The following is a 22,243-nucleotide window of genomic DNA, read 5'->3' as shown; positions in this document are numbered from 1 at the left end:
TCGGCCGAGGGCCCGGGCCGTCGCCCGCGTTTACGCTGGGCTCACGATGGTCACGCAACGACAAGTGCTCTTCCGGCTCGGGCAGCTCGCGGCCCTGTTCGCGATGTTCTGCCTGGGGCTCCTCGACGTCTCCTCCGGCGGCATCTCCGGCCCGCTGGGACTGCTCCAGGTCGGCGCCGCGATCGCCACGGCGGTCGTCTTCCTGCGCCGGCACGAGCAGGGATCCCGGCGGCTGCCGATCGTCGCCCTGGGCCTGGCGATCGGATCCCTGCTGCTTACCGTGCTGACGGGCGCGGCCAGCGGGACGGGCGGGTCGTACGGGTTCGCGGAGACGGCCGGCCTGCTCGCCGTCCTCTACGTGGTGGCCCGGCGCGGCGAGGCCCAGTGGTCGATCGGCGCCGTCCTCGCGCTGGCCCTCGCCGTCGGCTTCATGCCGCTGCGCAGCGGCCTCGACTACGTGCTGATCGTCGTCGGCCTGGTCCAGGGTCTCGTCGCCGCCGCCGTCATCGCCGCGGGCGTCTACGTGCGGTTCATCGCGACCAACAGACAAAGAGCGATGGATGCCGTACGCGCGGAGCAGCGCGCCGAGTTCGCCCGCGACCTGCACGACTTCATCGCCCACCACGTCACCGGCATCGTCGTCCAGGCGCAGGGCGCCCGTTACATCGCCGAGCAGGATCCGAAGCGGGCGGCGGAGGCCCTCGAGCGCATCGAGGCCGCCGGCGCGGAGACCATGGCGTCGATGCGCCGGATGGTCGGCGTGCTCCGCGACCCCCAGGCCGCCCCCGACGCCCCGCTCGCCCCGCTGGCCGGCGTCGCCGAGCTCGGCGCGCTGGTCGACCAGTTCAACGAGGTCGGCGGCCCGTACACGCGGTTGCACACCGACGGGGATCTCGGCGGCCTGGCGGTCGAGGTGTCCACGTCCGCCTACCGGGTGGCGATGGAGGCGCTGACCAACATCCGCCGCCACGCCCAGCAGGCCCGGGTGGCGGACGTCTGGGTCCGGCGTACGCAAGGATGGTTGCTGGTCCGGATCTCCAACGACGGCCCGCCGCCCGGTGCGGCGCCGCGCGGCGACGGCGGCTACGGTCTGGTGGGCCTGCAGGAGCGGGTCCGCACGCTGGGCGGCCGGATCACCGCCGGCCCCGGCATCGACGGCGGCTGGGTGGTGGACGCCGCCCTGCCCTTGGGCTCTGCGAAAGGACTCGGGTGACCGACGGCGACAAGATCCGCGTGCTCATCGCCGACGACCAGGCGATGGTCCGCACCGGCTTCGGCATGATCATCGGCGCCCAGCCCGACATGGAGCTCGTCGGCGAGGCCGCCGACGGCGTCGAGGCGGTCGCCCTGGCCCGCAAGCTGCGCCCCGACGTCGCCCTCTTCGACATCCGCATGCCCCGCATGGACGGCCTCGAAGCCCTCCGCCTCCTGGCCGGCCCCGGCGTCACCGACCCGGTCAAGGTGGTCGTCGTCACCACCTTCGACCTCGACGAGTACGTCCACCAGGCCCTCCGCAACGGAGCAGCCGGCTTCCTCCTGAAGGACTCGGGCCCCGCCCTCCTCGTGGAAGCCGTCCGGGCCGCCATGTCCGGCGACGCCCTCATCAGCCCCTCCATCACCGTGAGGCTGCTCGAGCACCTGTCGCCCCCGGCCCCCACCACCGACGACGGCGGCCTGTCCCCGCGCGAGCTCGACGTGGTCAAACTGGCCGCCCGGGGCCTCACCAACGCCGAGATCGCCACCCAGCTCTTCATCTCCGTCGGCACGGTCAAGACCCACCTGGGCAGCGTCCAGACCAAACTCGGCGCCCGCAACCGCGTCGAGATCGCCGCCTGGGCCTGGGAACGCCGCCTCGTCGGCTGACCCACGCCGCCCCCGGCCCATCACGCAGGGCATTGTCTCCACGGACATCCGGATTCGCCGACGAGAGACGCTGCGCCAATCCTCGCGCGGCATGAACAATTGTCGCGCGCCGCCCTATCGAATGGGCATGCCCCTCCGGCCCCATGAAAAAGGCACACTCCCTGTCGGTTCTTTTTCTGTAGGCGTCGCTTCGGGTCTTCGTTTCGCCGCCGTCTCCTCACGCGATCGTGGAGCCGCGCCGGACGACCATCTCGACGGTGAACCGACCCGCGGGCGGTGCATCCGCCGCCCATCAGGGCCCGCCCCGGCCGCGCCGAAGCGACGAGTGCCGCCGGTCCGCGCCGAAGCAATGAGTGCCGCCGGTCCGCGCCGAAGCGACGAGTAACGCCGGTCCGCGCCGAAGCAGCGAACGACTCCGGGGCGTGCCGGCGCGAGCGACTCCGAGGCGCGCCGACATGGGAGCGCGGGCACCGCTCGACGCGACAGGACCGTCGGGCAGCCCACCGTCAACGGCGGGGCGGAAGCGACCGGTCGAGAAGCAGCCGCCCGGACCGAGTCGACGCTGACCCGCGGATCGCCCAGCACCGCGGCAAGCGGCGAAGGCCGAAGCGGGCGGCGGGGCGGAGCGGGCGGCGAGGGCCGAAGTGGGTGCGGCAAGGGCCGAAGCGTGCGCGGCAAGGGCCGAAGCGTGCGCGGCGGGGGCCGAAGCCGGCGCGGCGACGGCCGGAGACGAAGGCCGCTGGCCCGGCGCCGAGCTGGGCAGGGTCGGGACCGAGGCACGCACAGGGCGGACCGAAGTGAGCGCAGAAGGAACAACGGCTCGCACGGACGGAGCCGGAGGCAGCGGCGCCGGCGGCCATGAGAGTCGCCCGGGCGAGGGTGAAGGCTCCGCGGCCAACGCGGATGAGTGCGCGGGTGGCAGCGGAGGACGCACGATCGGAGCCGGAGCCGAAGCCGAAGCCGGCCGGGGCGAAGGCTGCCCGGCTGTCAACGACGGGCGTGCTGGCGGCGCCGGCACCACAGTCACCACTTCGTCCGGGCCCGCGAGGCTGACCGGGGCGAAGCCCTCACCGCGGGCGAGCAACTCGCGCTGCCGCCGCGTGTGCCGCCGGAACTTGCCCCACGCGCGCCTGACCTCGTGGCCACGACGGAACTCGTCACGCTCGGGAGAATGGGTGCGCGACCTCGTCCGATCGCGCATGCAAGCCACCTGCGCCGCCGAGAACATCTGCAACTGCCCCATGCCGGTAATTGTCCCCGCCCGGCCCGGAAAACATCGACTCGGATTCGCTTCTGATCATGCCGGGAATCGTGACGATCGTCTCGTACCACAATGCGCCTGGGTCATGCGAACGAGAGGACAACAATCGCCGAAGGGGCCACGACCGGCACACCGCGCCCGGCCGGGCGTAGCAGGAAAGCTATGGCTTCCGGACCGGCGGCAGGGTGAACCAGAAGGTGGCGCCGCGGCCGTCCTCGCCCTCGGCCTGGATCTCGCCGCCGTGGCGTTCGACGGCGCGGTGGACGGTGGTCAGGCCGATGCCCGTGCCCGGGAAGTCGGCCGCGCTGTGCAGGCGGGCGAACGGCCGGAACAACTCGATCGCCTTGCCCGACGGGAAGCCGGCGCCGTTGTCCTTGACGTAGTAGCGGGGGCTCTCGGCCGGGCCGGTCCAGCCGATCTCGACGACCGGGTGCTCGACCTTCCGGGTGAACTTGACGGCGTTGTTGATCAGGTTCTCCAGGATGACCCGGACCAGGCCCTCGTCGCCGTCGGCGGACATGGTGTCGGCGACCTGGAAGTCGACCTTGCGGGTGGGGTCGCGGGCCTCGACCTCGTGGACGACCTGCCAGGCGGTGGCGGTGAGGTCGAAGCGGCGGCGGCGCAGGTCGCCGCGGCTGGCGCGGGCCAGGATGAGCAGCGACTCGACCAGGTCGGCCATGCGGCCGGCGGCGGCGTGGATGCGCTGGACGCGGTGGCGGGCCTGGGGGCCGAGCGGTTCGTCGTCCTCGTCGAGCATGGTCTCGGCGAAGCTGCTGATGACCTGGAGCGGGCCGCGCAGGTCGTGGGAGACCGAGCCGCTGAAGGCCTCCAGCTCGCGGTTGCGCCACTCCAGCTCCTCGACCAGGGCGGCGCGGGTCTCGGCGAGCTGGCGGGCGGCGCGTTCGGCGGCGGCGTCGAGCTCGCGGCGCATCAGCTCCTCGCGGATGCGGCGGCTCTCGTCGAGGGACTGCTTGCGGCGGATCTGGGAGCGGACGTGGGCGCGCAGGGCGTCGGCGCCGGCGGTCCAGCGGACGTAGTCGTCGGCCCCCGCGGCCAGGCACTCCAGGAGGGCGTCCTCCTGGTCGCCGGTCATGACGACCGGCGTGTCGCCGATGCGGGGCACTTCCTTGAGGCGGCGGCAGGTGGCGAGCGCATCGTCGTCGAGGCCCAGGACGACACAGTCGACCGGCTGGGCGGCCAGCAGGTCCAGCGCGTCGTCGCCGTGGGCGGCGGCCACGGTGTCGTACCCGTCGGCCCGCAGGGCGTCGCCCAGGCCGGTCAGCAGGTCGCGGTGCGGGGTCACGACGAGCACCTTGCCCGGCCCGTGCAGGCTGCCGGTGGCCTCGATCGGCAGCTGCTCGGCGCTGGTGCGCAGGACGGCGGCGAGCTTGGCGATGACCACGGCGAGGTCCTGCTGCTTGCGGACGAACGCGTCGGCGCCCGCCTCCAGCATCTGCACCTCGGTCGCGTAGTCGTCGGCCGCCGTCATGAGCAGGCACGGGGTGTCGCGCAGGGCCGGGTCCAGCCGCAGCCGCCGGATCACGGTGGCCCCGTCGATGCCGGGCATGACGCCGTCGACGATGACCGCCTGGGGGCGCCGGTCGGCGGCCGTCCGCAGGCCCTCCTCGCCCGAGGCGGCGGTGATGACGGCGTACCCCTCGGGTTCGAGCAGTTCGCGCAGCCGCTCGCGGAAGGTCGTGCTGTCGTCGATGACCAGCACCGTCGTGGAGCCCGCCGCGGCGGGGAGCGGGTTCGCGAGCAGCTGCCGGGAGCGGGCGACGACATACCCCGCGTCGTACGGCTTCCCGACGTACTCGTCCGCGCCGGTGTTGAGCCCGTGCAGCCGGTCGGCGACCTCGGCCTCGCTGGACAGCAGCATCACGACGACGTCGTCGCCGCCGGCCGTGGCGCGCAGCTCGCGCAGCAGTTCCACCCCGTCGGCGTCGGGCAGCAGCACGTCGAGCACGGCGATGTCGAAGCCGCCCGTGGCGAAGGCCGCGCGGGCCTGGGCCCCGTCGGCGGCGAGGATGGTGGTGCAGCCGTCGTTCTCGAACGCCTCGTGCAGGTCCATCCGTACGGTGAGGCTGTCGTCCACGATCAGCACGGTCGGAGCGGTCATCGCCGCACCCCCGGTGCCGCGGCGATGTCGGCCACCCGGGCGGCGATCCGGGCCGGCGGCAGCACGTACATGGCCGCGCCGAGCAGGGCGGCCTCGCGCGGCATCCCGTAGACGACGCAGCTCGCCTCGTCCTGCGCGAAGGTCACGGCGCCGGCGTTGCGCATGTGCAGCAGTCCCTGGGCGCCGTCGCGGCCCATGCCGGTCAGCAGGCAGCCCGCCGCGGCCGGGCCGAACTCCGTGGCCACCGACTCGAAGAGCACGTCCACCGCGGGCCGGCAGGAGTGCCGGGGCGGGGCGTCGCTCAGCCGCAGGATCCCGTCCCGGACCAGCAGGTGCCGGTCCGGGGGCGCCAGCACGACCCGGCCGCCGAGGGCGCTGACCGGGGTGCCGTCCACCGCATAGCTGACCGCCCGGCCGCTGTGCCCGGCGAGCCAGTCGGAGAAGGCGACGGCGAAGGGCTCGCTCGACGCGATGTGCTGCACGCACAGGACCGGCGTGTGGAAGCCGGGCGGGAACGCGCGCAGCAGGTCGGTGAGCGCCCCGGGCCCGCCCGTGGAGGCGCCGACGGCGACCACGCCGAGCCCGGCCTTGGTCAGCGGCGCCGGTGTGGGCATGGGATCCACCCGGGCCGCCCGGCTGCTGTTGAGGCGCGCCCGGGGATGCCGGATGACGCGGATGCGGGACACCATCCGGACGGCCGAGCACAGCCGCAGCGCCCAGCCGGCGTCCGACGCGTCGCCGCGCGGCTTCTCCATCACGTCGACGGCCCCGGCGGCGAGCGCGTTGTAGGTGGTGAACAGCTCGCGCCGGTCGGCCGAGGACACCACCAGGATCGGCGTCGGGTACTCGGCCATGATGTGCTCGGTCGCCTCGAGGCCGCTCATCGCGGGCAGCATCATGTCCATGGTCACCACGTCGGGACGCAGCCGCCCGACCAGCTCGACGGCCTGCGCGCCGTCCACGGCCTCGCCGACGACCTGCAACTCGGGGTCGGCCGCGAGGGACTCGCGCAGGTGCGCGCGCATCGTGGCCGAGTCCTCGACCAGCAGCACCCGGATCATGCCGGGACCAGCCGGCGGATGTGGGCGAGCAGCTCCTCCTGGTTGAACTCGCCCTTGACCACGTACGCCCCGGCGCCGGCCGCCGCGCCCCGCGCCCGGTCCTCGGCGCTGGCCCGGGAGCTGACCAGGATCGCGGGCACGTGGGCCAGCTGCGGGTCGGCCCGGGTCTGCGCGACGAACGTGAACCCGTCGATGCCCGGCATGTCGATGTCGGTGAGGAAGAGCATGTACTCGCGGGCGCGCGCCTTCTCCAGTCCCTCCTCGCCGGACGCGGCCAGGTCCACCTCGTAGCCCGCCGACTCGAGGATGCTGCGCTCGAGCATCCGGGTGGTCAGCGAGTCGTCGACGACGAGGATGGGCAGCCGCTCCGGCGCCTTCTGGGGCGGGGCCACGCCGGTGCCCGGCCGGGCCGCCTCGGCGACCAGGCCCTGCGCGTCCAGCACGAGCTGCGGGTTCCCGTCGAGGTCCATGGACACGCCGCCGATCACGGGGGCGGCCGGCGCCAGCTCGGGCAGAGGCCGCAGGACGAGGGTGGAGGTGCCGGTCAGCCGGTCCACGCCCACGGCCACCGCGACCCCGTCGGCCGCGACGACGACGGCCACGCCGGGGCTGCCGGTGTCCAGGACCTCGGTGCGCGCGTACAGCGCGCGGGCCAGCGGCAGGAAGGGCAGGGCGGTGCCGTCGTGGGCGAGCTTGCCGGTCACGGCCGCGGCCGCTGCCTGGTCCGGCTCCAGCCGCAGGCAGGTACGCACGGCGTCCAGCGGTACCGTCGCCACGGTCCCCGCCGCCTCCACGACCAGCCCGTGCAGGGCGAGCAACGCCAGCGGCAGGACCAGTTCGACCGTGCTGCCGTGGCCCCGATCGGACCGGACGGTCACGTCGCCGCCGAGCTGGTCCGCGACGTCGCGCGCCACGTCGAGCCCGATCCCGCGACCGGACACCTCGTCCACGGTGGACCGGGTGCTGATGCCGCCGTGCAGGACGAGATCCAGGAGCACGGCCTCACCCGGATCCGGGCTGCCGGGCGTGAGGAGCCCGCGCGCCTCGGCCGTCCGGCGCACGGCGGCCAGGTCGAAGCCGCGCCCGTCGTCCGTACACTTGAACGCCGCGTAGCGGCCGCGGCGCTCGACCGTCACGACGACCTGGCCCTCCGCGGGTTTGCCGGCCGCGAGGCGGGTCGACTCGTCCTCCAGCCCGTGCACGACGGCGTTGCGGACCACGTGCAGCAGCGCGCCGGAGGCCAGGGTGAGGACCTGCGGATCCATCCGGAGGTCGCCGCCGCGCCCCTCGAAGCGGACCCGGCGGCCCTCGGCGTCGGCGGCGTCGCGCACGGCCCGGTGCAGCGCGGTGAAGATGCTGGACGCGGGCACCAGCCGCAGCCGCTCGGCCCGGCCGCGGACCTCGTCGAGCTCGCGTTCCACCTGCTCGACGGTGTCGGTGAGCTGCCGGCCCAGGGTGCGCAGGTCGGTGGCCAGGCGGGCCGCCGTCGCCCGGGTCGTCTCCGCGGGGGCCCGGCCCACGCGCAGCTGGTCCACGAGCGACTCGGCCGTGCGGTGCAGCCGTTCCATCGAGGCGCCCCGCGTGCGCAGCGGCGCGAACCGGGCGTGCGCCTCGCCGATGGCGTCCAGCAGCTCGTCCACGTCGGCGGTCGCCCCGCGCGCGGCGGGCGCGGCCGGCTCCGGCCGGGGTTCCGGCGGCGGCTCCGGCACCGGCTCGACGACCGGCGGGGGAGGCGCGGGCGGCTCGGCCCGGGGCTCGAGCGCGGCCACGTACGACTCGATCTCGTCGTTGAGCCGCAGCAGCTCGCGCAGCTCCTCGGCGGCCAGCGGCGCGTCCTCGTCGCGGTGCGGGACCAGCACTTCCTCGAAGGCGTGCGCCCGGTCCGCGATCTCCTGCTGGCGCACCACCCGCGCGGCGCCCTTGAGGGTGTGCGCGAACCGCAGCAGCCGCGCCACCGGCTCGGTGCCGCTCTGCTGGTCGAGGTCGAGGACGCCCGCGCTGATCTGGTCGACCAGCTCGCGCGCCTCGACGCGGAAGTACCGCAACGGGTCCTGGCTCATGACCGGCCGGTGCCCACCAGCTCGAGCAGGTCGCCGGAGAGGCTGGACAGGTGCGCCGCGGTCTGGCGGGTCTGCACCGCGCTGGCCTCGGTCTCCCGGGTCACCCGGGCGGTGTCGGAGGCGGCGACGTTGACCTGCTCGACCGCCGTGGTCTGCTGCTTGGTCGACAGCTCGATCTCGCGGGTCGCGTCGTTCGTGGTCGCCACCAGCTGGGCGATGCGCCGGAACGAGTTCGTGGCGTCGTCGAACTGCCGGGCGCCCGCGTCGACCGACTTCGCCCCGATCTCGGTGGCCATGACGGTCGTGTTGACCGCGCCGCGGACGTCCTCGATGAGCGCGCGGATCTCCTTGGCCGATCCGGCCGTACGGTCGGCGAGCTTGCGGATCTCCTCGGCGACCACCGCGAAGCGCCGCCCCCACTCCCCGGCCCCGCTGGCCTCGATGGTCGCGTTGATGGCCAGGATGTTGGTCTGCTCGGCCAGCTCGGAGACCAGGTCCACCACGCTGCCGATCTGCTGCGACTTCTCGCCCAGGGCCAGCATGTGCTGCACGATCTGGTCGACCTGGGTCCGGATCGCCGCGATCGACGCCCGGGTCTGGTCGATGGTGGCGTCACCCGTGCGGGCCGCGTCCGAGGTCTCCTCGGCGATCTGCGACACCCGCTGGGCGCTGTCGGCGATCTGCCGCGAGGTGATGAGCAGCTCGCTGATCGTCGTGGTGATCTCGTTCATGGCGCTGGCCTGGTCGCGGCCGCCCCCGGCCTGCTGCGACGCGGCCGCCTCGAGCTGCGCCGACGAGCTCTGGATGTGCCCGACGGCCGCGCCGACCTCCCGGCGCAGGTCCCGGCTCAGCCGCCACGCGACCGCCGCCGAGAAGCAGATCGACAGCAGGCCGACCACGACGATGATCACGATCGACTGGGTGGCGCGGGTGGAGGACTGCTCGCGGGCGGCCTCGACGTCCGTACGGACCCGGCCGATGAGGGCGGCGATCGCGCTGCGCAGCTCGTCGCGCAGGGGCCCGACCGCAGTGGCGTTGAGCTGCCCGACATCGGCGAAGGTGGTCAGCTTGGCCCGGGTCTCGGCGACGGTCTGCAGGGCCGCGGCGTGCTTCTCCTCGGCCGCGGCGACCGTGGCGAGCAACGACAGCGCGGCCGGGTCGGTGAGCGTCGACCGCAGCTTGGCCAGCATGTCGAGGAAGTCCTGCCGGTCCGCGTCGGCCTGGTCCAGGTTCTCCTGCGAGCCGGTCAGCAGATAGAGCCGCCAGTCGCCGATCCGGGTCTCGGCCTTGGTCGTCAGGTGCTCGGCGTCGACCAGCGCGCCGGAGGCCAGGCTGATGGCGTCGTCCTTGGCGTTCACCACCAGGGTGAGCGCGCCCACGGACGCGACGCCCATGACCAGGGTCAGCGCCACGGTGATGCCGAAGCTCAGCGCGAGCTTGTTGCCGAAGGTGCGCCGTGCCATCAGTGCTCCTCGCGTACGTCGGTGTGGCCGGTCAGGCGGTGCACCACGGCCCGCGCCGCCGGCAGGTCGATGAGCGGGCGGGTGCCGCCGGGCAGCGGGACCATGCCGCTGACCAGCTCGCGCCCGGCTCCGCCGGTGGCGCCCACGATCTCGGTGGTCGTGATGCGGTAGTGCCCGTCGAGCTCGTGGAAGGCCAGGGCGAGCGGCGGCGACCCGGCCGCCGAGACCAGCCAGCGGGGACGCTCCGGCTGGGCGTGCCCGAGCAGGGCGGCCAGGTCGTAGACGGGGACGGTGGCGCCGCCGAAACCGGCCAGCCCCAGCAGGGCGACCTGCGGCCCCGGCAACGGCGTCACCGGCTTGTCGGAATAGAGCCCCGACGCCTGGGAGAGCAGCAGCGCGTACGGGCGCCCGCCCGCGCGCACCGCCAGCAGCTCGGCGAACTGCTCCTCGTGGCGCCGGGCGGGCTCGGCGAACGACCGGTCGAAGTCCGTGCGCAGCGTGTCGAGCCGCTGCCGGACCTCGGGGCTCACCGGCGCACCCCGCACGCGTCCAGCTCGGTGCGGCACAGCGTGGCCAGGGCGACCCGGCCGAACCCGCCGCCGAACAGCACGATCCGGTCCTCGCGCTCGCGGTTCAGCAGCACCAGCGCCTGCTCCAGCTCGCCGGCGGCCGAGCGGTTGTCGCCCCGGCGCCGGGCCAGCAGGCCCAGCCGCAGCCGTGGCATGGCGAAGCCCGTGTCCAGGTACGCCGCCAGCCGGTACTGCTCCGCCGCCGTCACCGCGTCCGCTCCGCGCCCCTCCGCGCAGACGCCCAGCAGCTGGTGCGCGTCGGGATCCAGCCCGTCCGAGGCGACCAGCCGCCGCGCGTCCGTCTCCGCCTCGTCGAGCCGCCCGGCCTGCACCAGCAGCACGCCGCGCAGCAGATGGTCACGCCGGTCCCGGGGCACCAGCACGGCCAGCGCCTCGGTGAAACGCTCGTCGCGCAGCAGCGTGTAGGCGCGGTCGTACGTCCGGCGGTCCGGCTCCGGCTCGGGCGGCTCGATCACCGGGGTGTGCACCACCACCGGCTCCCGCCTCGGTGCCGGGGCCCCGCTCGCACCCCGCCGGTAGTAGAACGTCCCGTGGGTGTGCTGCGGCTCGAGCCCCTCGGGGCGGCTGCCCAGCGTGTCCGTGTGGCCCAGGAAGAGGAAGCCGCCCGGGGCCAGCGCGTCCGTCATCCGCCGGATCAGCCCGGCCTGCACCTCGGGCGTCAGGTACATCAGCAGGTTGCGGCAGAAGACGACGTCGTACTGGCCGGGGCGCCACACCGGATCGTCCGCCTCGGCCACGTTGCACAGCTTGAACCGCACGGCCCGGCGGATCCGCTCGTCGAGCACGTAGTGGCTGTCGTCGGGGCGGAACCAGCGCTGGCGTACGCCGTCCGGTGTCTCCCGCAGCGACCACGCGGAATAGCGCGCCGCCTCGGCCCGCGCGAGCACCGCCGGGCTCGCGTCGAGACCCAGCACGGAGACGGTCCAGCCGGGATCGCGCTGGACGGTCCGCCCGACGATCGCCAGCGTGTACGCCTCCTCGCCCGACGAGCATCCGACGGACAGCATCCGGAGCACCCGGTGCGCCTCCCGGTCGCGGATCCGCTCGGGCAGCGCCACCTCGGCCAGGGCCCGGAACTGCTCGGCGTGCCGGAAGAAGTACGTCTCGTTGATGGTCAGCAGCTCGGCGAGCACGGTCGTCTCCGCGTCCCAGTCGCCGGTCCCGAGCCGGTCCAGATAGACGTCCGTGCCGTACCCGGTCGCCTCGGCCCGCCGTCCGAGCACCTGACCCAGGTGGCCGGCGTCGTTGTCGTCGAAGTTCCAGCCCAGCCGGGCCGCGAGCACCCGCCGGAAGCGGGGCACCCCCGCCTGCGCGATCATGGCGACCCCGCCGCGGCCGCGGCCGCCCACACCTCGTCGGGTACGAGCCGCATGCTCTGCAACAGCAGCACCGGCTCGGCGTCGATCGTGCCGACCGCCGCCACCAGCCGCGCCGGGGCGTCCCCGAGCAGCGCCTCGTGCCGGGCCTGCGGATCCGCCGCCACGGCCCGGACCCCGGAGATCTCGCCCGTCGCGAACGCCACCGGACCGCGCTCGGACCGCACCGCCACGAACCGCGTGACGTCCGCCGTCCCGCCGCCGAGCAGCCGCGCCACGTCGACGACCAGCGTGGGGAGGCCGCGCATGATGCAGATCCCGCTCACATAGGGCGGAGTGCCGGCCAGCGGATGCGTGGCCAGCGGCCGCATCGTCTCGATGACCTCGTCGAGGCGCAGCGCGCACAGCAGCGTGCCGGCCCGGAAGACCAGGGCCGACGCCTCGCCCGGCCCACCGGTCGCGGCGGTAGCCGTTTGTCCGGGCTGCACCATTCGCTCAGGCTAGCGGGCAAATCAGTCGTTTATGGCGAGATTGTTTCACTCGGCTATCGTCGTTCCCCGTGGCTGATCTGGACCTGCGCCGGCTGCGGTACTTCGTCACGCTGGCCGGCACCCTCAACTACGGGCGGGCCGCCGAGGCGCTGCACCTCGCCCAGCCGGCGCTCAGCCGCGCGATCACGGCCCTGGAGCGCGAGCTGGGGGTCACGCTCTTCGACCGGTCGCGCTCCGGCACTCGCCTGACGGCCGCGGGGGAGCGGCTCCTGCGGGAGGCCCCCGGCCTGCTGCGGGCGGCCGAGACCCTGCAACGCCGGGTACGCGAGGGGCAGACGCTGACCATCGGTTTCCTGCCCGGGTCGATCCTCACCCCGGTGGTGCGCCACCTGGAGCGGCGCTTCCCGGGGCTGCGCGTCGACATGCTGCGCACCTCGTGGACCGACCAGCTCACCGGCCTGCGCGACGGCCGGTTCGACGCCTGTCTCGCCCAGCGGCCGTTCGACGACGACGGGCTCACCGTGGTGGACCTCTATGCCGAGCCGCGGGCGGTGGCCCTGCCGGTCGGTCACCCGTACGCCGGGAAGGGTGAGGTCTCCCTGGCCGACCTGGCCGGGGACGCGCTGGCCCAGCCCGCGGCGGCCGTGCCCGGCTGGCCCGGCCCGGTCACGCTCCCGGCGAGCTGCGCCGTCACGCCGACCGTGGAGGAGAAGTTCGAGCAGGTCGCCGCCGGTCGCGGGGTCGTCGTGATCGCCGAGTCGGCCACCCGCTACTACCGGCGGCCGGACGTGACGTTCGCGCGGGTGAGGGACCTGCCGCCCGCGCAGGTCTGCCTGGTGACCGACGCCCGCCGCCGGTCGCCGGTACTGCGCGAGCTGATGGCCGCCGGGCCCGGGCTGCTGCGCGCGGCTCATGCCGATGCGGCATCAACTGACGCCTGATCGGTCTTGGACGTGGCCCGGCCGAGGCCGCGAGGCTGGACGCATGTCACTCAGTGCTGCATCCCATGTCATCGTCCTCGGCGGCTCCAGCGGCATCGGCCGGGCCGTCGCCGAGGCCGCGGCGGCCACCGGCGCCCGGGTCACCGTGGGATCCCGCTCGTCCGGCGCCGACGTCACCTCGCCGGCGTCGCTGGCCGCCTTCTTCGCCGCGGCCGGCGCCTTCGACCACCTCGTCTACACCGCCGGCGACGAGCTGGTCAGCGGGCCGATCACGGAGTACGACCCGGTACGGGCGCGGGACTTCTTCGACGTACGGCTGTTCCGGGCGCTGGATGCCGTACGGCTGGCGTTGCCGACCCTCGGCGCGAGTGGATCCGTGACGCTGACCGCCGGCGCCGCCGCGTTCCACGGGGGCCCGGGCCGGCTGCTCGGGTCCACGATCGGGGGCGCCGTGATCGCCGCCGCCCGATCGCTCGCCATCGAGCTCGCGCCGATCCGGGTCAACGTCGTCGCCCCCGGGATCGTGCGGACGCCGCTGTGGTCCCAGGCGCCGGAGGGGCTGCTCGACCGGCTCGGCGCGGGCACGCTCCTGGGACGGGTGGCCGAGCCGTCGGACGCGGCCAAGGCGTACGTGGCGCTGCTCGACCAGGACTACGTGACCGGGACCGTGGCGCTCGTCGACGGCGGCAGCGTCCTGAAATAGGTCACCGGCGGTCTCTGTCGCCGAACCACGAGACCACGGGCTCCTCGCCGTAGGGGTCGCGGGGCTCCTCCCTGACCGGCGGCGGCCCGGGGTGCAGATTGATCGTGGTGCGCTCGGACAGCGGCGGGCCGTCCGGGTGAACCGGGGCCGCCGGTGCGGGATCCGGGGTGGGGGCGACCGGCTCGCGGGGCGGGCGGGGTGTCGCGGCGGCCGGCCACAGGCGCGGGCGGCGCTTCGCGGCCAGGTCCTCCGCCCAGCCGAAGAGCAGCACCGCGAGCGCCGTCAGCACCAGCGTCATCGCCAGCGAGACCGGGCCCTCCATGCCGCCGCCGAGGTCGTCCAGGGCGAGCAGCGTCAGCACCGGCCAGATGGCGGCGATGGCGATGTTGTGCCACAGATAGATCGTCACCGCGCGGTTGTTGAGCAGGCTCACGGTCCGGTCGGCCGGGCGCAGGTAGGCCAGCCACGTCATGTCCGGCTGCCAGCGCAGCACCACCAGCACGAAGGCGAGGGACCACAGCGCCTGCGACTCCGGCACGTCGTTGAGGTCCCAGCCGCCCTCGCCCGGGTGACCGTGCAACCAGTAGAGGGCCAGCGCACCCAGAACGATCGCGACGGGATACACGACGCCGCCGCGCAGGCGGTGCAGGCGCCCGTCGTGGTGGGCGAAGCCGGCGATCCAGCACGCCCCGTACGTGACGAAGTCCCACATCGCCGCGTCCGCCCGCCCGAACGGCAGCTCGAAGCCGGTCTTGTCCAGTCCGGCCAGCAGCAGGATCGGGACGGCGACCAGCGCCCACGACGCCTTCTTCCACGCCGCGTAGAGCAGGGGGGTCAGCAGCACGAACCACAGGTACGCCCGGATGTACCAGAGCGGCTCCCACACGTCGATGCCGGCCGTGCTGCCGGGCGGGTCACCGAGCGGCAGGATCCACAACGCCAGCTTCCAGCTGTACGGGGACTCGCCCTCCCATCCGGCGTACAGCATGGCCGGGACGGCGATCGCCCCCAGCAGCCACAACGGGGGCAGCAGGCGGCGCACGCGGGAGGTCACCACGGCCTTGGCCGCACGCTTGTCGAGCGAGGCGGCGGTCAGCGACCCGGCCAGCGCGAACATGATGCCCATGGCGGGCAGCAGGATCGACAGCCACGGCCAGCCGAACAGGTGGTAGACCACGACCCGCGCGATGGCGGCGGCCCTCAGCAGGTCCAGGTAGCGGTTGCGCACCGTGGAACGGTAGCCACGGCGCCGGGGCGGCGGGACCGTTCGGTCGGTCGGCAAGAGGGCCCGGCCGGGTTACCCCGTACGGATGAAGCGTCCCTTTTGCCGGTGCGACTGTGCGTCGGGCCGTTCGAGGTTTGTCCAGGTCAGCGCGCATGTTACGCGGTTTCTCGCCGAGGGGCCGGAAATGATCCAGTAGTCACCCCGCCGGGTTCGCCGCGTTGGACCCCGTCGAGGGTGGCGCCAGGCGTGCCACCGACGAGGACAACGAAGGGAACTACGGCATGCGCAAGCCCGCTGTCGTCGTGGCCGTCGCGGTGTCGGCGGTGCTGGCCGGCGGAGTCATGGTCGCCACCACGGCCGGTGCGGAGACTGCTCCGGACCTGCCGGCGATCCCCGCGGCCGGTGCCATGGACGACGTACCGGATCTGCCGGAGCTGCCCGCGGACGACCGCGACCCGGCTTCCTTTGCTGCGGACGACCGCGACCCGGCTTCTTTTGCTGCGGACGATCGCGGCCCGGCATCCTTTGCTGCGGATGATCCCTCGCCCGGGGACGATCCCGCTGGTGATGGCGAGCCTTCCGCCGCCGCGACCCGGACGCCCAGGCGGCCCGGAGGCCCCGCGCCGTCTCCGTCGGACGAGCCGGCCGGCGCTGCCCCGGTCGAGCGCCCGCGGCGGCCGGCCGCGTTCCAGCGCCCGGCCCAGCAACCGCAGCGGGCCGCCGCCCAGCAGGCCGAGCCCGGGGCCGGATCGCTCACGGCCGCCGCGCACCGCGACGTGACCAAGAGCCAGGCGCTGTCGTCGGATCCCCGCGGCGACGTCCAGCGCCAGGCCCTCGAGCTCGTCAACCAGAACCGGCGCGACGGCGGCTGTGGCGGCGTCAGCGCCGACCGGCGGCTGATCCGGGCGGCCAACGAGCACGCCGCCGACATGGCCCGCCGGGGCTACTTCGCCCACGAGAGCCCCAACGGCGACATGGCCGGCGAGCGGGTCGAGGGCGCCGGCTACCGCTGGAAGCGCTACGGCGAGAACATCGCGCGCGGCCAGGACAGCGTCTACGAGGTGGTCAAGGGCTGGATGAACAGCCCCGAGCACCGCGAGAACATCATGGACTGCAAGCTGCAGCAGGTCGGTCTCGGTCTGGCCTTCGCGCCGGACCGTACGCCCTACTGGGTGCAGGATTTCGCCACTCCGCAGTGAGGTTCCGCCCTCCCGGCTTCGTGCCACCAGTCAATTTGCCGATCTTCCTCCCCGCTTCGGTGTGTTTCTATATCGAGACACGTCTTCCGGCTTCCTGGGGAGGGGCACACTGTGGGGGTTTCCGGACGAACAGCCGCCGTTCTGACGGCATGCGCGGTCGGCGGTGGCCTGGCCGCCGTCGTGAGCCCGGGCGCGGCCACCGCCGCACCCGTGGTCACGGCGGCGCCGGTGGCCGCCGTCGTCGTCACGAAGGCCGCCGCGGCCTCGTGCGCCAAGGGCAAGTACCAGAAGCAGGTCGAGGGCTACCTCAAGAAGCTGGGCGGCTTCGGCGCCGTCACGGTCGACGGCAAGCAGTCCGCCGCCGACTGCAAGGCCATCAAGAAATTCCAGCAGAGGTACGGCATCAAGCCCGCCGCGGGTCTCGCCGGCCCCACGACCTACGGCGTGGCCAAGCGCCTCGCCTCGACGAACACGGCCGCGTGCAAGGCCAGGAAGAAGGGCGTCACGTTCTGCGTGAGCCTGACCCAGCAGACCACCTTCGTCATGAAGAACGGCAAGGTCTTCAAGAAGCCGACGGTGATCCGCAGCGGCATGAAGGGCTACCGCACCCCGACCGGCACGTACAAAATCAACAAGCGCACCAAGAAGGAATGGTCGAACCCCTACAAGGTGTGGATGCCCTACTGGCAGCGCTTCGTCGGCGGCATCGGCTTCCACCAGACCACCACCTACATCCACGACGGCTGGCGCGGCTCCCACGGCTGCATCAACATGCTCCCGGCCGACGCCAAGACCTGGTACTCCATCGGCAAGATCGGATCCACGGTCAAGGTCTACGGGCGTCGCCCCGGCACCTGATCGGATCCACCCCGGCCCGCCGGCGTTCCTGCCGGCGGGCTGTTGCCGTGCCCGGCGCGCGTTTTCCACATCGGGAAGTTGTCCACAGGCTGCCCCGCAGCTGGCCGCGCTCTCCGCCACACTGTTCAGCGGGGGCTCCCCCAGGGAGGGTGGGGTTCGGCCCTCAGCGCCCGAAAGCCGTGCTTCGGGTTATTCCACGGCTGTCGCGACGTCGGCGGCGTTGGTGAAGGCGGGCGCCGCTCGTTCGGATTCGGCCTCCGTGAGCGGGACGGATCGGGCGCGGGCCAGCATGGCGGTTGCGGTTTCCGGGTCGTGCAGCACCAGCGCGAGTTCGGCGCGGTAGACGAGGACTTCCACCTGCTCGACCGGGTCGTCGCCGGCTCGGGGGCGGGCCAGTGCGCTGTCGAGGATCCGTACGGCCTGCTCGGGGTTGCCCCGGGAGTCGGCCTGGACGACGGCGTTCGCGAGGGCCTTCGCCAGCCGGCCGGCCGGGGCCGGAGTGGTGGCGGTCCTGCTGAAGACTCGGATCCAGTTGCCGCCGGGGTCGATGACGCTGAATCCGCCGATCCCGTCGGCGTTCTTGCGGGCGCGGGGGCGGGTCATCCTGGGCGTTCCGGACACCAGGACCTTGCCGTACGCGGCGCGCATGCCGGCCGTGAAGGCCCGGTGCAAGCCCTCGATGTCCTCGGTGATCACGAGGCAGGAGCCGTAGGACTGCTCCGGGTCGAAGCCGGCGATCTCGAAGAACTGCAGGTGCAGGCCTTCGCGTTGCACCCCGACGCACGGGTTGGGTTTGCGCTGCTTGTACGTGGTGCGGAAGCCGAGCACCCCGTAGAAGCTCTCGATGTCGTCGATGGACGCGCACGGCAGCAGGGGGACGGTTGTCTCGTTGGCCATGCGTCCTGCCTAGACGGCGTGGCATGCCCGTCGCACATGGAAATGACCGATCATCGCCGTCGGCCGGCCCTTCGGCCGATGACCGGAAACCAAGCGCGGCCGCCTCAGGCGGCCAGGCTGTCGTGGGCGTACCGGACGTGCGTGGTCAGGATGTCGTGACAGGGGAAGGCCTTCTCGTCGCCGGTCGCGGTGATGACGCGCAGGCCCTCGCGGCTCAGGGAGTAGGTCACGTCGGTGAACCTGCTGACCGTGTCGTCGTGGTGCACGACGGTCAGTTCGTCGGCGCGCTGCATCGTGGGCATGTCACTTCCCTTCACGTACGCGGTTACGTGGCGCGGGGGTCGCGCGGTTCATCGTGACGTCTGAAATGACCTTTCGGCCAGCGTGGCACCCGGGTGCAACACTCGCCGTCAAGAACATGTCACTGGCTGATGTATCTGTCTAGATCCTTTCCGGAGCTGTCCGATAGTGATAGCAATCGGCAGGCTTCGCGCCGATCTGTGCTCTTTCCGTGGCATAGAGTGATGTCGTGGTCTCGACCCCCCGGCGGGCCGCGGTGGCGCTCGCCGCGTGCCTCCTGCTGCCGCCGCTGACGGCCGCCTCCTGCACCGACGAGCCCTCGGGCATCACGCTCGGGCAGGCCACGCGCGGCACGGTCACCGAGATCGTCGAGGCCTCCGGGGCGGTCACCGCGCGCGCCGCCGGAACGGTCACGTCACCCGCCGAGGGCACCCTCGCCGCGCTGCGGGTCGAGCCCGGCGGCCGGGTGCGCAAGGGGCAGGTCGTCGCCGTGATCGCATCGCCCGCCACCGAGCAGCGCTTCGAAGCCGCCGCGGAAGCCCTCGACGCCACCTCCACCGGCGGGGGCACGGTCGCTGCCGGGTCCGACTTCGAGGCCGTACGCGTCCGCACCGACGCGGCGGCGGAGCAAGCCTTCGCCACGGCTCGCGAGCACGCCGCCGAGGTGACCGATCCGGCCGTGGCGAAGGCGTTGACGGCCCAGCTCGACGCGGCGCGGAAGCAGTACCTGGCGGCTTCCACGGCGGCCGCGGAGACCGTACGGGCGCTGCAGCGGGGGGTGGCAGGCGTGGGTGAGGCGGTCGCGGCGCTCTCCACCGCGCAGCGTGTGCAGGCCCGGCAGGCGTACGACCTGGCCGAGGCCGCCGTGGACGCCCTGACCCTGCGCGCTCCGGTCGCCGGGGTGGTGCAGCTCGGGGGCAGCGGGACAATGACCGGCCCCGCGCTGACCGACCTATTGCCGACGGCGGCCGCCGGAAATTCCGGTCCGTTGCCCGGGGTGAGCGAGGCGTTGCCGGTGGGCGCGCCCGTGGGTGTGGGCACGCCGATCCTGACCGTGGTCGACATCAGCGCGCCGGGTGTCACCGCGGAGGTCGACGAGACCGACATCCTGCTGGTCGAGCCGGGCGGCAAGGGGACGGTCGAGCTGGACGCGGCGCCCGGGGTGACGTGGGACGCGACGGTACGGTCCGTGGATCTGCTGCCGACGACGTCCGCGCGCGGCGGGGTGTCGTACCGGGTGCATCCGTGAGGGTTGCCGAGGCGTGGCGGGTCGCCGTCGGCGCGTTGCGGGCCAACCGGTTGCGGAGCCTGCTCACCATGCTCGGCGTGGTCATCGGCGTCGCGGCCGTCGTCGCACTCGTCTCCATCGGCACGGGCACCCGGCGCCAGATCGAACAGCAGGTCGAGGGGCTCGGATCCAACCTGCTCATCGTCGTACCCGGTCGGCTCGAGGCCGGATCCGCGCCTGCGGTCAGCACGCTCACGCTGGACGACGCCGACGCGGTCACGCGGGTGGTCGGCGACCGGTCGCGCGTCGCGGTGACCATCGCCTCCGGCGAGACGGTACGCGCGGGCAGCCGCTCGGTCTTCGGCAGCATGCAGGGCGTCCTCGAGACGACGCCGGGCGTGTTCGTCCGCCGGCTCGACCGCGGGGCGTACCTGACCCGCTCCGACGTGAGCACCGGCCGCCGCGTCGTGGTCCTGGGCGCCACCGTGGCGGACACACTCTTCGGGGACCGGGATCCGATCGGGCGCCAGGTGACCGTGGGCGGGGTGCGGTTCCGGGTGATCGGCACGTTCGAGCCGCTGGGGCAGAGCCTCGGCGTGGACCGGGACAGCGAGGTGCACGTACCCGTGACCGCCGCGCAGCGGCTCCTCGGCACGGACCGGATCGACGGGCTGGCCATCCGGGCCCCGGACCGGGCGCGCATCGACGAGCTTGGTGCGCGGATCGTTCGTACGCTGGGTGAACGTCACCCCGGCACGGACTTCAGCGCCGTCACGCAGCAGCAGATCCTGGGCGTGCTCGGCGACATCCTGGGCGTGCTGACCGGGGTCCTCGCCGCGATCGCCGGGATCAGCCTGCTGGTCGGCGGGGTCGGCGTGTCCAACATCATGCTGGTCTCCGTCCGCGAACGCACCCGCGAGATCGGCCTGCGCAAGGCGGTCGGCGCCCGCCCGCGCGACATCGGGATCCAGTTCCTGCTCGAAGCCGTGCTCCTCACCACGATCGGCGGCGTCCTCGGCATGGCCCTCGGCTGCACGGCGGCGCTGCTCGTCGACGCCCTGTCGCCGGTCCCGGCCGCGATCACCTGGTGGTCGCTGGCGCTGTCGTTCGGGGTGTCGGCCGCCGTGGGGATCCTTTTCGGGGTGGTTCCGGCTCAGCGCGCGGGCCGGCTGGATCCCGTCGAGGCCCTCCGCACCGAGTAAACCCTCACCTCGGGCCCCCGCCGGCCGATTGACGGACGTGTGGGTGAGGGAGGCCCGGCTGCGCGACCAGCCCGGCGCGGCGCGCGCGATCGCGTACCTCACCCTGGCCGGCGCCCCGTACGTGCTCGTCACCGGCGTCATCTGGCCCACCGTCCCGGCGGCCGGCATCGCGGCCGTGGTCGCCGCCGCCCTCTTCATGACGGCCACCGGTCTGATCTGCTGGTTGCGCCCGGCGATCCTCCCGCCCCTCTTCTGGTACGCGGCCCCGGTCGTCGCCACGGCCCTGGTCACCGGGCTGAACCTGGGCACCGGCGACGCGAGCACCGGCGCCCAGCTCTTCTATCTGTGGCCCGTCCTGTACGCGGCCAACTTCCTGCCCCGCCGCCAGCTCTACGCCAACCTGGCCCTCGTCTTCGCCGGTCACGCGGCGGTCGTGCTCCACGTGCTCGGCGCCGCCCAGGGCCTGTCCGACTGGGTGGCGATGACCCTGGCCATGACCATGACCACGATCGTCGTGTCCAGTCTCCGCGCCCGGGCCGGTCGACTGCGCGCCGACCTCGAACAGCAGGCCAACGCGGACCCGCTGACGGGGCTGGCCAACCGGCGCTCGTTCACCGGGTCGCTGGCGGAGGCGGGGGAGTGGGCGCGGCGCACCGGCGGCAGCCTCGCCCTGCTCAGCATCGACCTCGACCACTTCAAAATCATCAACGACACGTACGGCCACCCCGCCGGCGACGCGGCCCTGCAAGCGGTCGCCGATTCCCTGCGTACGCTGACCGGCCCGCTTGTGGGATCCGCGCCCGGCCCCGGCGGCGTGGGGTCCGCGCGTGGCTCGGGCAGCGTGGGGTCTGCGCCTGGCTCGGGCGGCGTGGGGTCCGCGCGTGGCTCGGGCAGTGTGGGCTTTCTCGAGGCAGCGCCCGCCGGCTCGAGTTCGCCTCCCGAAGCCGGCAGCATCGCGGCGCGCCTGGGCGGCGACGAGTTCGTCCTGCTCCTGCGGCTCGGGCCGCCGGCCGGTCCTGGCGCCTTACCCGCCGGTCCTGGCGTCTCGCCGGCCGGTCTTGCCGCCTCGTCCGCCGGCCTTGACGCCTCGCTCGCCAGTCCCTCCACCTTGCTGGCCGGCCCGGTCGCCCGCCTCACCGCCGCCCGCTACGCGGAAGACCTGCGAAGCCTGGTGGCCGCGAACACGGACCTACCCGGCGGCCCGCCCAGCCTGAGCATCGGCATAGCCACCCTGCCCGCCGACGCCACCACGATCGACGAACTCCTGGCCGCCTCCGACGCCGCCCTCTACGAAGCCAAATCCACCGGCCGAGGCCGCACAACCCTGGCCGGCCCGAGACAGAACGTGGACGCCGTCCCGACGATCACGCCGGCCGTCCCCCACCCTCGCCCCTGATCCCCCCGTCAGCTGTCGCCCGCAGCGCGCTGCACGTCGTCGTCGACCGTGGCCAGCTGTCGTCCGCCGC

Annotated in this window: 19 protein-coding genes; 9 read left to right on the top strand and 10 right to left on the bottom strand. The window is 73.5% G+C overall.

From position 1 onward, the window contains the following. Positions 1-46: 46 nt before the first annotated feature. Together RAN62_RS33880 and RAN62_RS33875 are read left to right on the top strand one after the other, a co-directional pair. Entirely contained in the window at positions 47-1,213 is a 1,167-nt protein-coding gene (locus RAN62_RS33880; RefSeq protein WP_305788919.1) for a sensor histidine kinase, read from the top strand. Continuing rightward, positions 1,210-1,863 (top strand): response regulator, encoded by a 654-nt coding sequence (locus RAN62_RS33875; protein ID WP_305788918.1) that lies wholly within the window; start codon positions 1,210-1,212, stop codon positions 1,861-1,863. Before RAN62_RS33880 ends, RAN62_RS33875 begins: the two co-directional genes overlap by 4 nt. Positions 1,864-3,284: 1,421 nt before the next feature. Here RAN62_RS33875 and RAN62_RS33870 read toward each other — a convergent pair. Genes RAN62_RS33870 through RAN62_RS33840 form a run of 7 tightly spaced genes read right to left on the bottom strand, consistent with a single transcriptional unit; the run spans position 3,285 to position 12,224 of the window. Further along, entirely contained in the window at positions 3,285-5,243 is a 1,959-nt protein-coding gene (locus tag RAN62_RS33870; RefSeq protein ID WP_305788917.1) for a response regulator, read from the bottom strand. After that, positions 5,240-6,304 carry a chemotaxis-specific protein-glutamate methyltransferase CheB gene (cheB, locus tag RAN62_RS33865; protein ID WP_305788916.1) on the bottom strand — a complete coding sequence of 355 codons (1,065 nt, stop codon included), beginning with the start codon at positions 6,302-6,304 and terminating at the stop codon, positions 5,240-5,242. The genes RAN62_RS33870 and cheB overlap by 4 nt, the downstream gene beginning before the upstream one ends. Beyond that, the gene (locus tag RAN62_RS33860) at positions 6,301-8,364 is read right to left on the bottom strand and encodes a hybrid sensor histidine kinase/response regulator (RefSeq protein ID WP_305788915.1); all 2,064 of its coding nucleotides are present in this window, start codon (positions 8,362-8,364) and stop codon (positions 6,301-6,303) included. The genes cheB and RAN62_RS33860 overlap by 4 nt, the downstream gene beginning before the upstream one ends. Next, the gene (locus RAN62_RS33855; RefSeq protein ID WP_305788914.1) at positions 8,361-9,827 is read right to left on the bottom strand and encodes a methyl-accepting chemotaxis protein; all 1,467 of its coding nucleotides are present in this window, start codon (positions 9,825-9,827) and stop codon (positions 8,361-8,363) included. Before RAN62_RS33855 ends, RAN62_RS33860 begins: the two co-directional genes overlap by 4 nt. Next, complete coding sequence (locus RAN62_RS33850) at positions 9,827-10,357, bottom strand: chemotaxis protein CheW (protein WP_305788913.1); 531 nt, start codon at positions 10,355-10,357, stop codon at positions 9,827-9,829. The genes RAN62_RS33855 and RAN62_RS33850 overlap by 1 nt, the downstream gene beginning before the upstream one ends. After that, the gene (locus RAN62_RS33845) at positions 10,354-11,736 is read right to left on the bottom strand and encodes a CheR family methyltransferase (RefSeq protein WP_305788912.1); all 1,383 of its coding nucleotides are present in this window, start codon (positions 11,734-11,736) and stop codon (positions 10,354-10,356) included. Before RAN62_RS33845 ends, RAN62_RS33850 begins: the two co-directional genes overlap by 4 nt. After that, positions 11,733-12,224 (bottom strand): chemotaxis protein CheW, encoded by a 492-nt coding sequence (locus RAN62_RS33840; protein WP_305788911.1) that lies wholly within the window; start codon positions 12,222-12,224, stop codon positions 11,733-11,735. The genes RAN62_RS33845 and RAN62_RS33840 overlap by 4 nt, the downstream gene beginning before the upstream one ends. A gap of 68 nt (positions 12,225-12,292) precedes the next feature. On the opposite strand from RAN62_RS33840, the gene RAN62_RS33835 reads away from it, so the two are divergent. Both RAN62_RS33835 and RAN62_RS33830 read left to right on the top strand, forming a co-directional pair. Then, a complete protein-coding gene (locus RAN62_RS33835; RefSeq protein WP_305788910.1) occupies positions 12,293-13,165 on the top strand; it encodes a LysR family transcriptional regulator in 873 nt (290 codons plus the stop codon). Between the two features lie 43 nt (positions 13,166-13,208). Continuing rightward, entirely contained in the window at positions 13,209-13,868 is a 660-nt protein-coding gene (locus RAN62_RS33830) for an SDR family oxidoreductase (RefSeq protein ID WP_305788909.1), read from the top strand. Between the two features lies 1 nt (position 13,869). On the opposite strand, the gene RAN62_RS33825 is transcribed toward RAN62_RS33830, so the two are convergent. After that, positions 13,870-15,096, bottom strand: coding sequence for an acyltransferase family protein (locus RAN62_RS33825; protein ID WP_305788908.1), 1,227 nt, complete (start codon positions 15,094-15,096; stop codon positions 13,870-13,872). Between the two features lie 278 nt (positions 15,097-15,374). Between RAN62_RS33825 and RAN62_RS33820 the strand changes: the two genes are divergently transcribed. Together RAN62_RS33820 and RAN62_RS33815 are read left to right on the top strand one after the other, a co-directional pair. Further along, positions 15,375-16,292: a CAP domain-containing protein gene (locus tag RAN62_RS33820; protein WP_305788907.1), complete on the top strand. Its 918-nt coding sequence runs from the start codon at positions 15,375-15,377 to the stop codon at positions 16,290-16,292. A gap of 111 nt (positions 16,293-16,403) precedes the next feature. Then, on the top strand, positions 16,404-17,150 hold the full coding sequence (locus RAN62_RS33815; protein WP_305788906.1) for a L,D-transpeptidase family protein: 747 nt from the start codon (positions 16,404-16,406) through the stop codon (positions 17,148-17,150). Positions 17,151-17,339: 189 nt separating this feature from the next. Here the strand turns inward: RAN62_RS33815 and RAN62_RS33810 are convergent, their stop codons facing one another. After that, positions 17,340-18,047, bottom strand: coding sequence for a DUF8817 family protein (locus RAN62_RS33810; RefSeq protein WP_305788905.1), 708 nt, complete (start codon positions 18,045-18,047; stop codon positions 17,340-17,342). A 104-nt stretch (positions 18,048-18,151) separates the two neighbouring features. Further along, positions 18,152-18,349 carry a hypothetical protein gene (locus RAN62_RS33805; RefSeq protein ID WP_305788904.1) on the bottom strand — a complete coding sequence of 66 codons (198 nt, stop codon included), beginning with the start codon at positions 18,347-18,349 and terminating at the stop codon, positions 18,152-18,154. A gap of 227 nt (positions 18,350-18,576) precedes the next feature. Between RAN62_RS33805 and RAN62_RS33800 the strand changes: the two genes are divergently transcribed. Genes RAN62_RS33800 through RAN62_RS33790 form a run of 3 tightly spaced genes read left to right on the top strand, consistent with a single transcriptional unit; the run spans position 18,577 to position 22,173 of the window. Then, a complete protein-coding gene (locus RAN62_RS33800) occupies positions 18,577-19,596 on the top strand; it encodes an efflux RND transporter periplasmic adaptor subunit (protein WP_305788903.1) in 1,020 nt (339 codons plus the stop codon). Continuing rightward, entirely contained in the window at positions 19,593-20,777 is a 1,185-nt protein-coding gene (locus tag RAN62_RS33795) for an ABC transporter permease (RefSeq protein WP_305788902.1), read from the top strand. Before RAN62_RS33800 ends, RAN62_RS33795 begins: the two co-directional genes overlap by 4 nt. 43 nt (positions 20,778-20,820) lie before the next feature. Beyond that, positions 20,821-22,173, top strand: a complete 1,353-nt coding sequence (locus tag RAN62_RS33790; RefSeq protein ID WP_305788901.1) for a GGDEF domain-containing protein — start codon at positions 20,821-20,823, stop codon at positions 22,171-22,173. The last annotated feature ends 70 nt before the right edge of the window (positions 22,174-22,243 follow it).

It is taken from the genome of Symbioplanes lichenis (assembly GCF_030709675.1).
Lineage (GTDB): Bacteria > Actinomycetota > Actinomycetes > Mycobacteriales > Micromonosporaceae > Actinoplanes > Actinoplanes lichenis.
The sequence above is the reverse complement of the archived record's forward strand: the minus strand, read 5'-3'. Positions and strand labels throughout refer to the sequence as shown.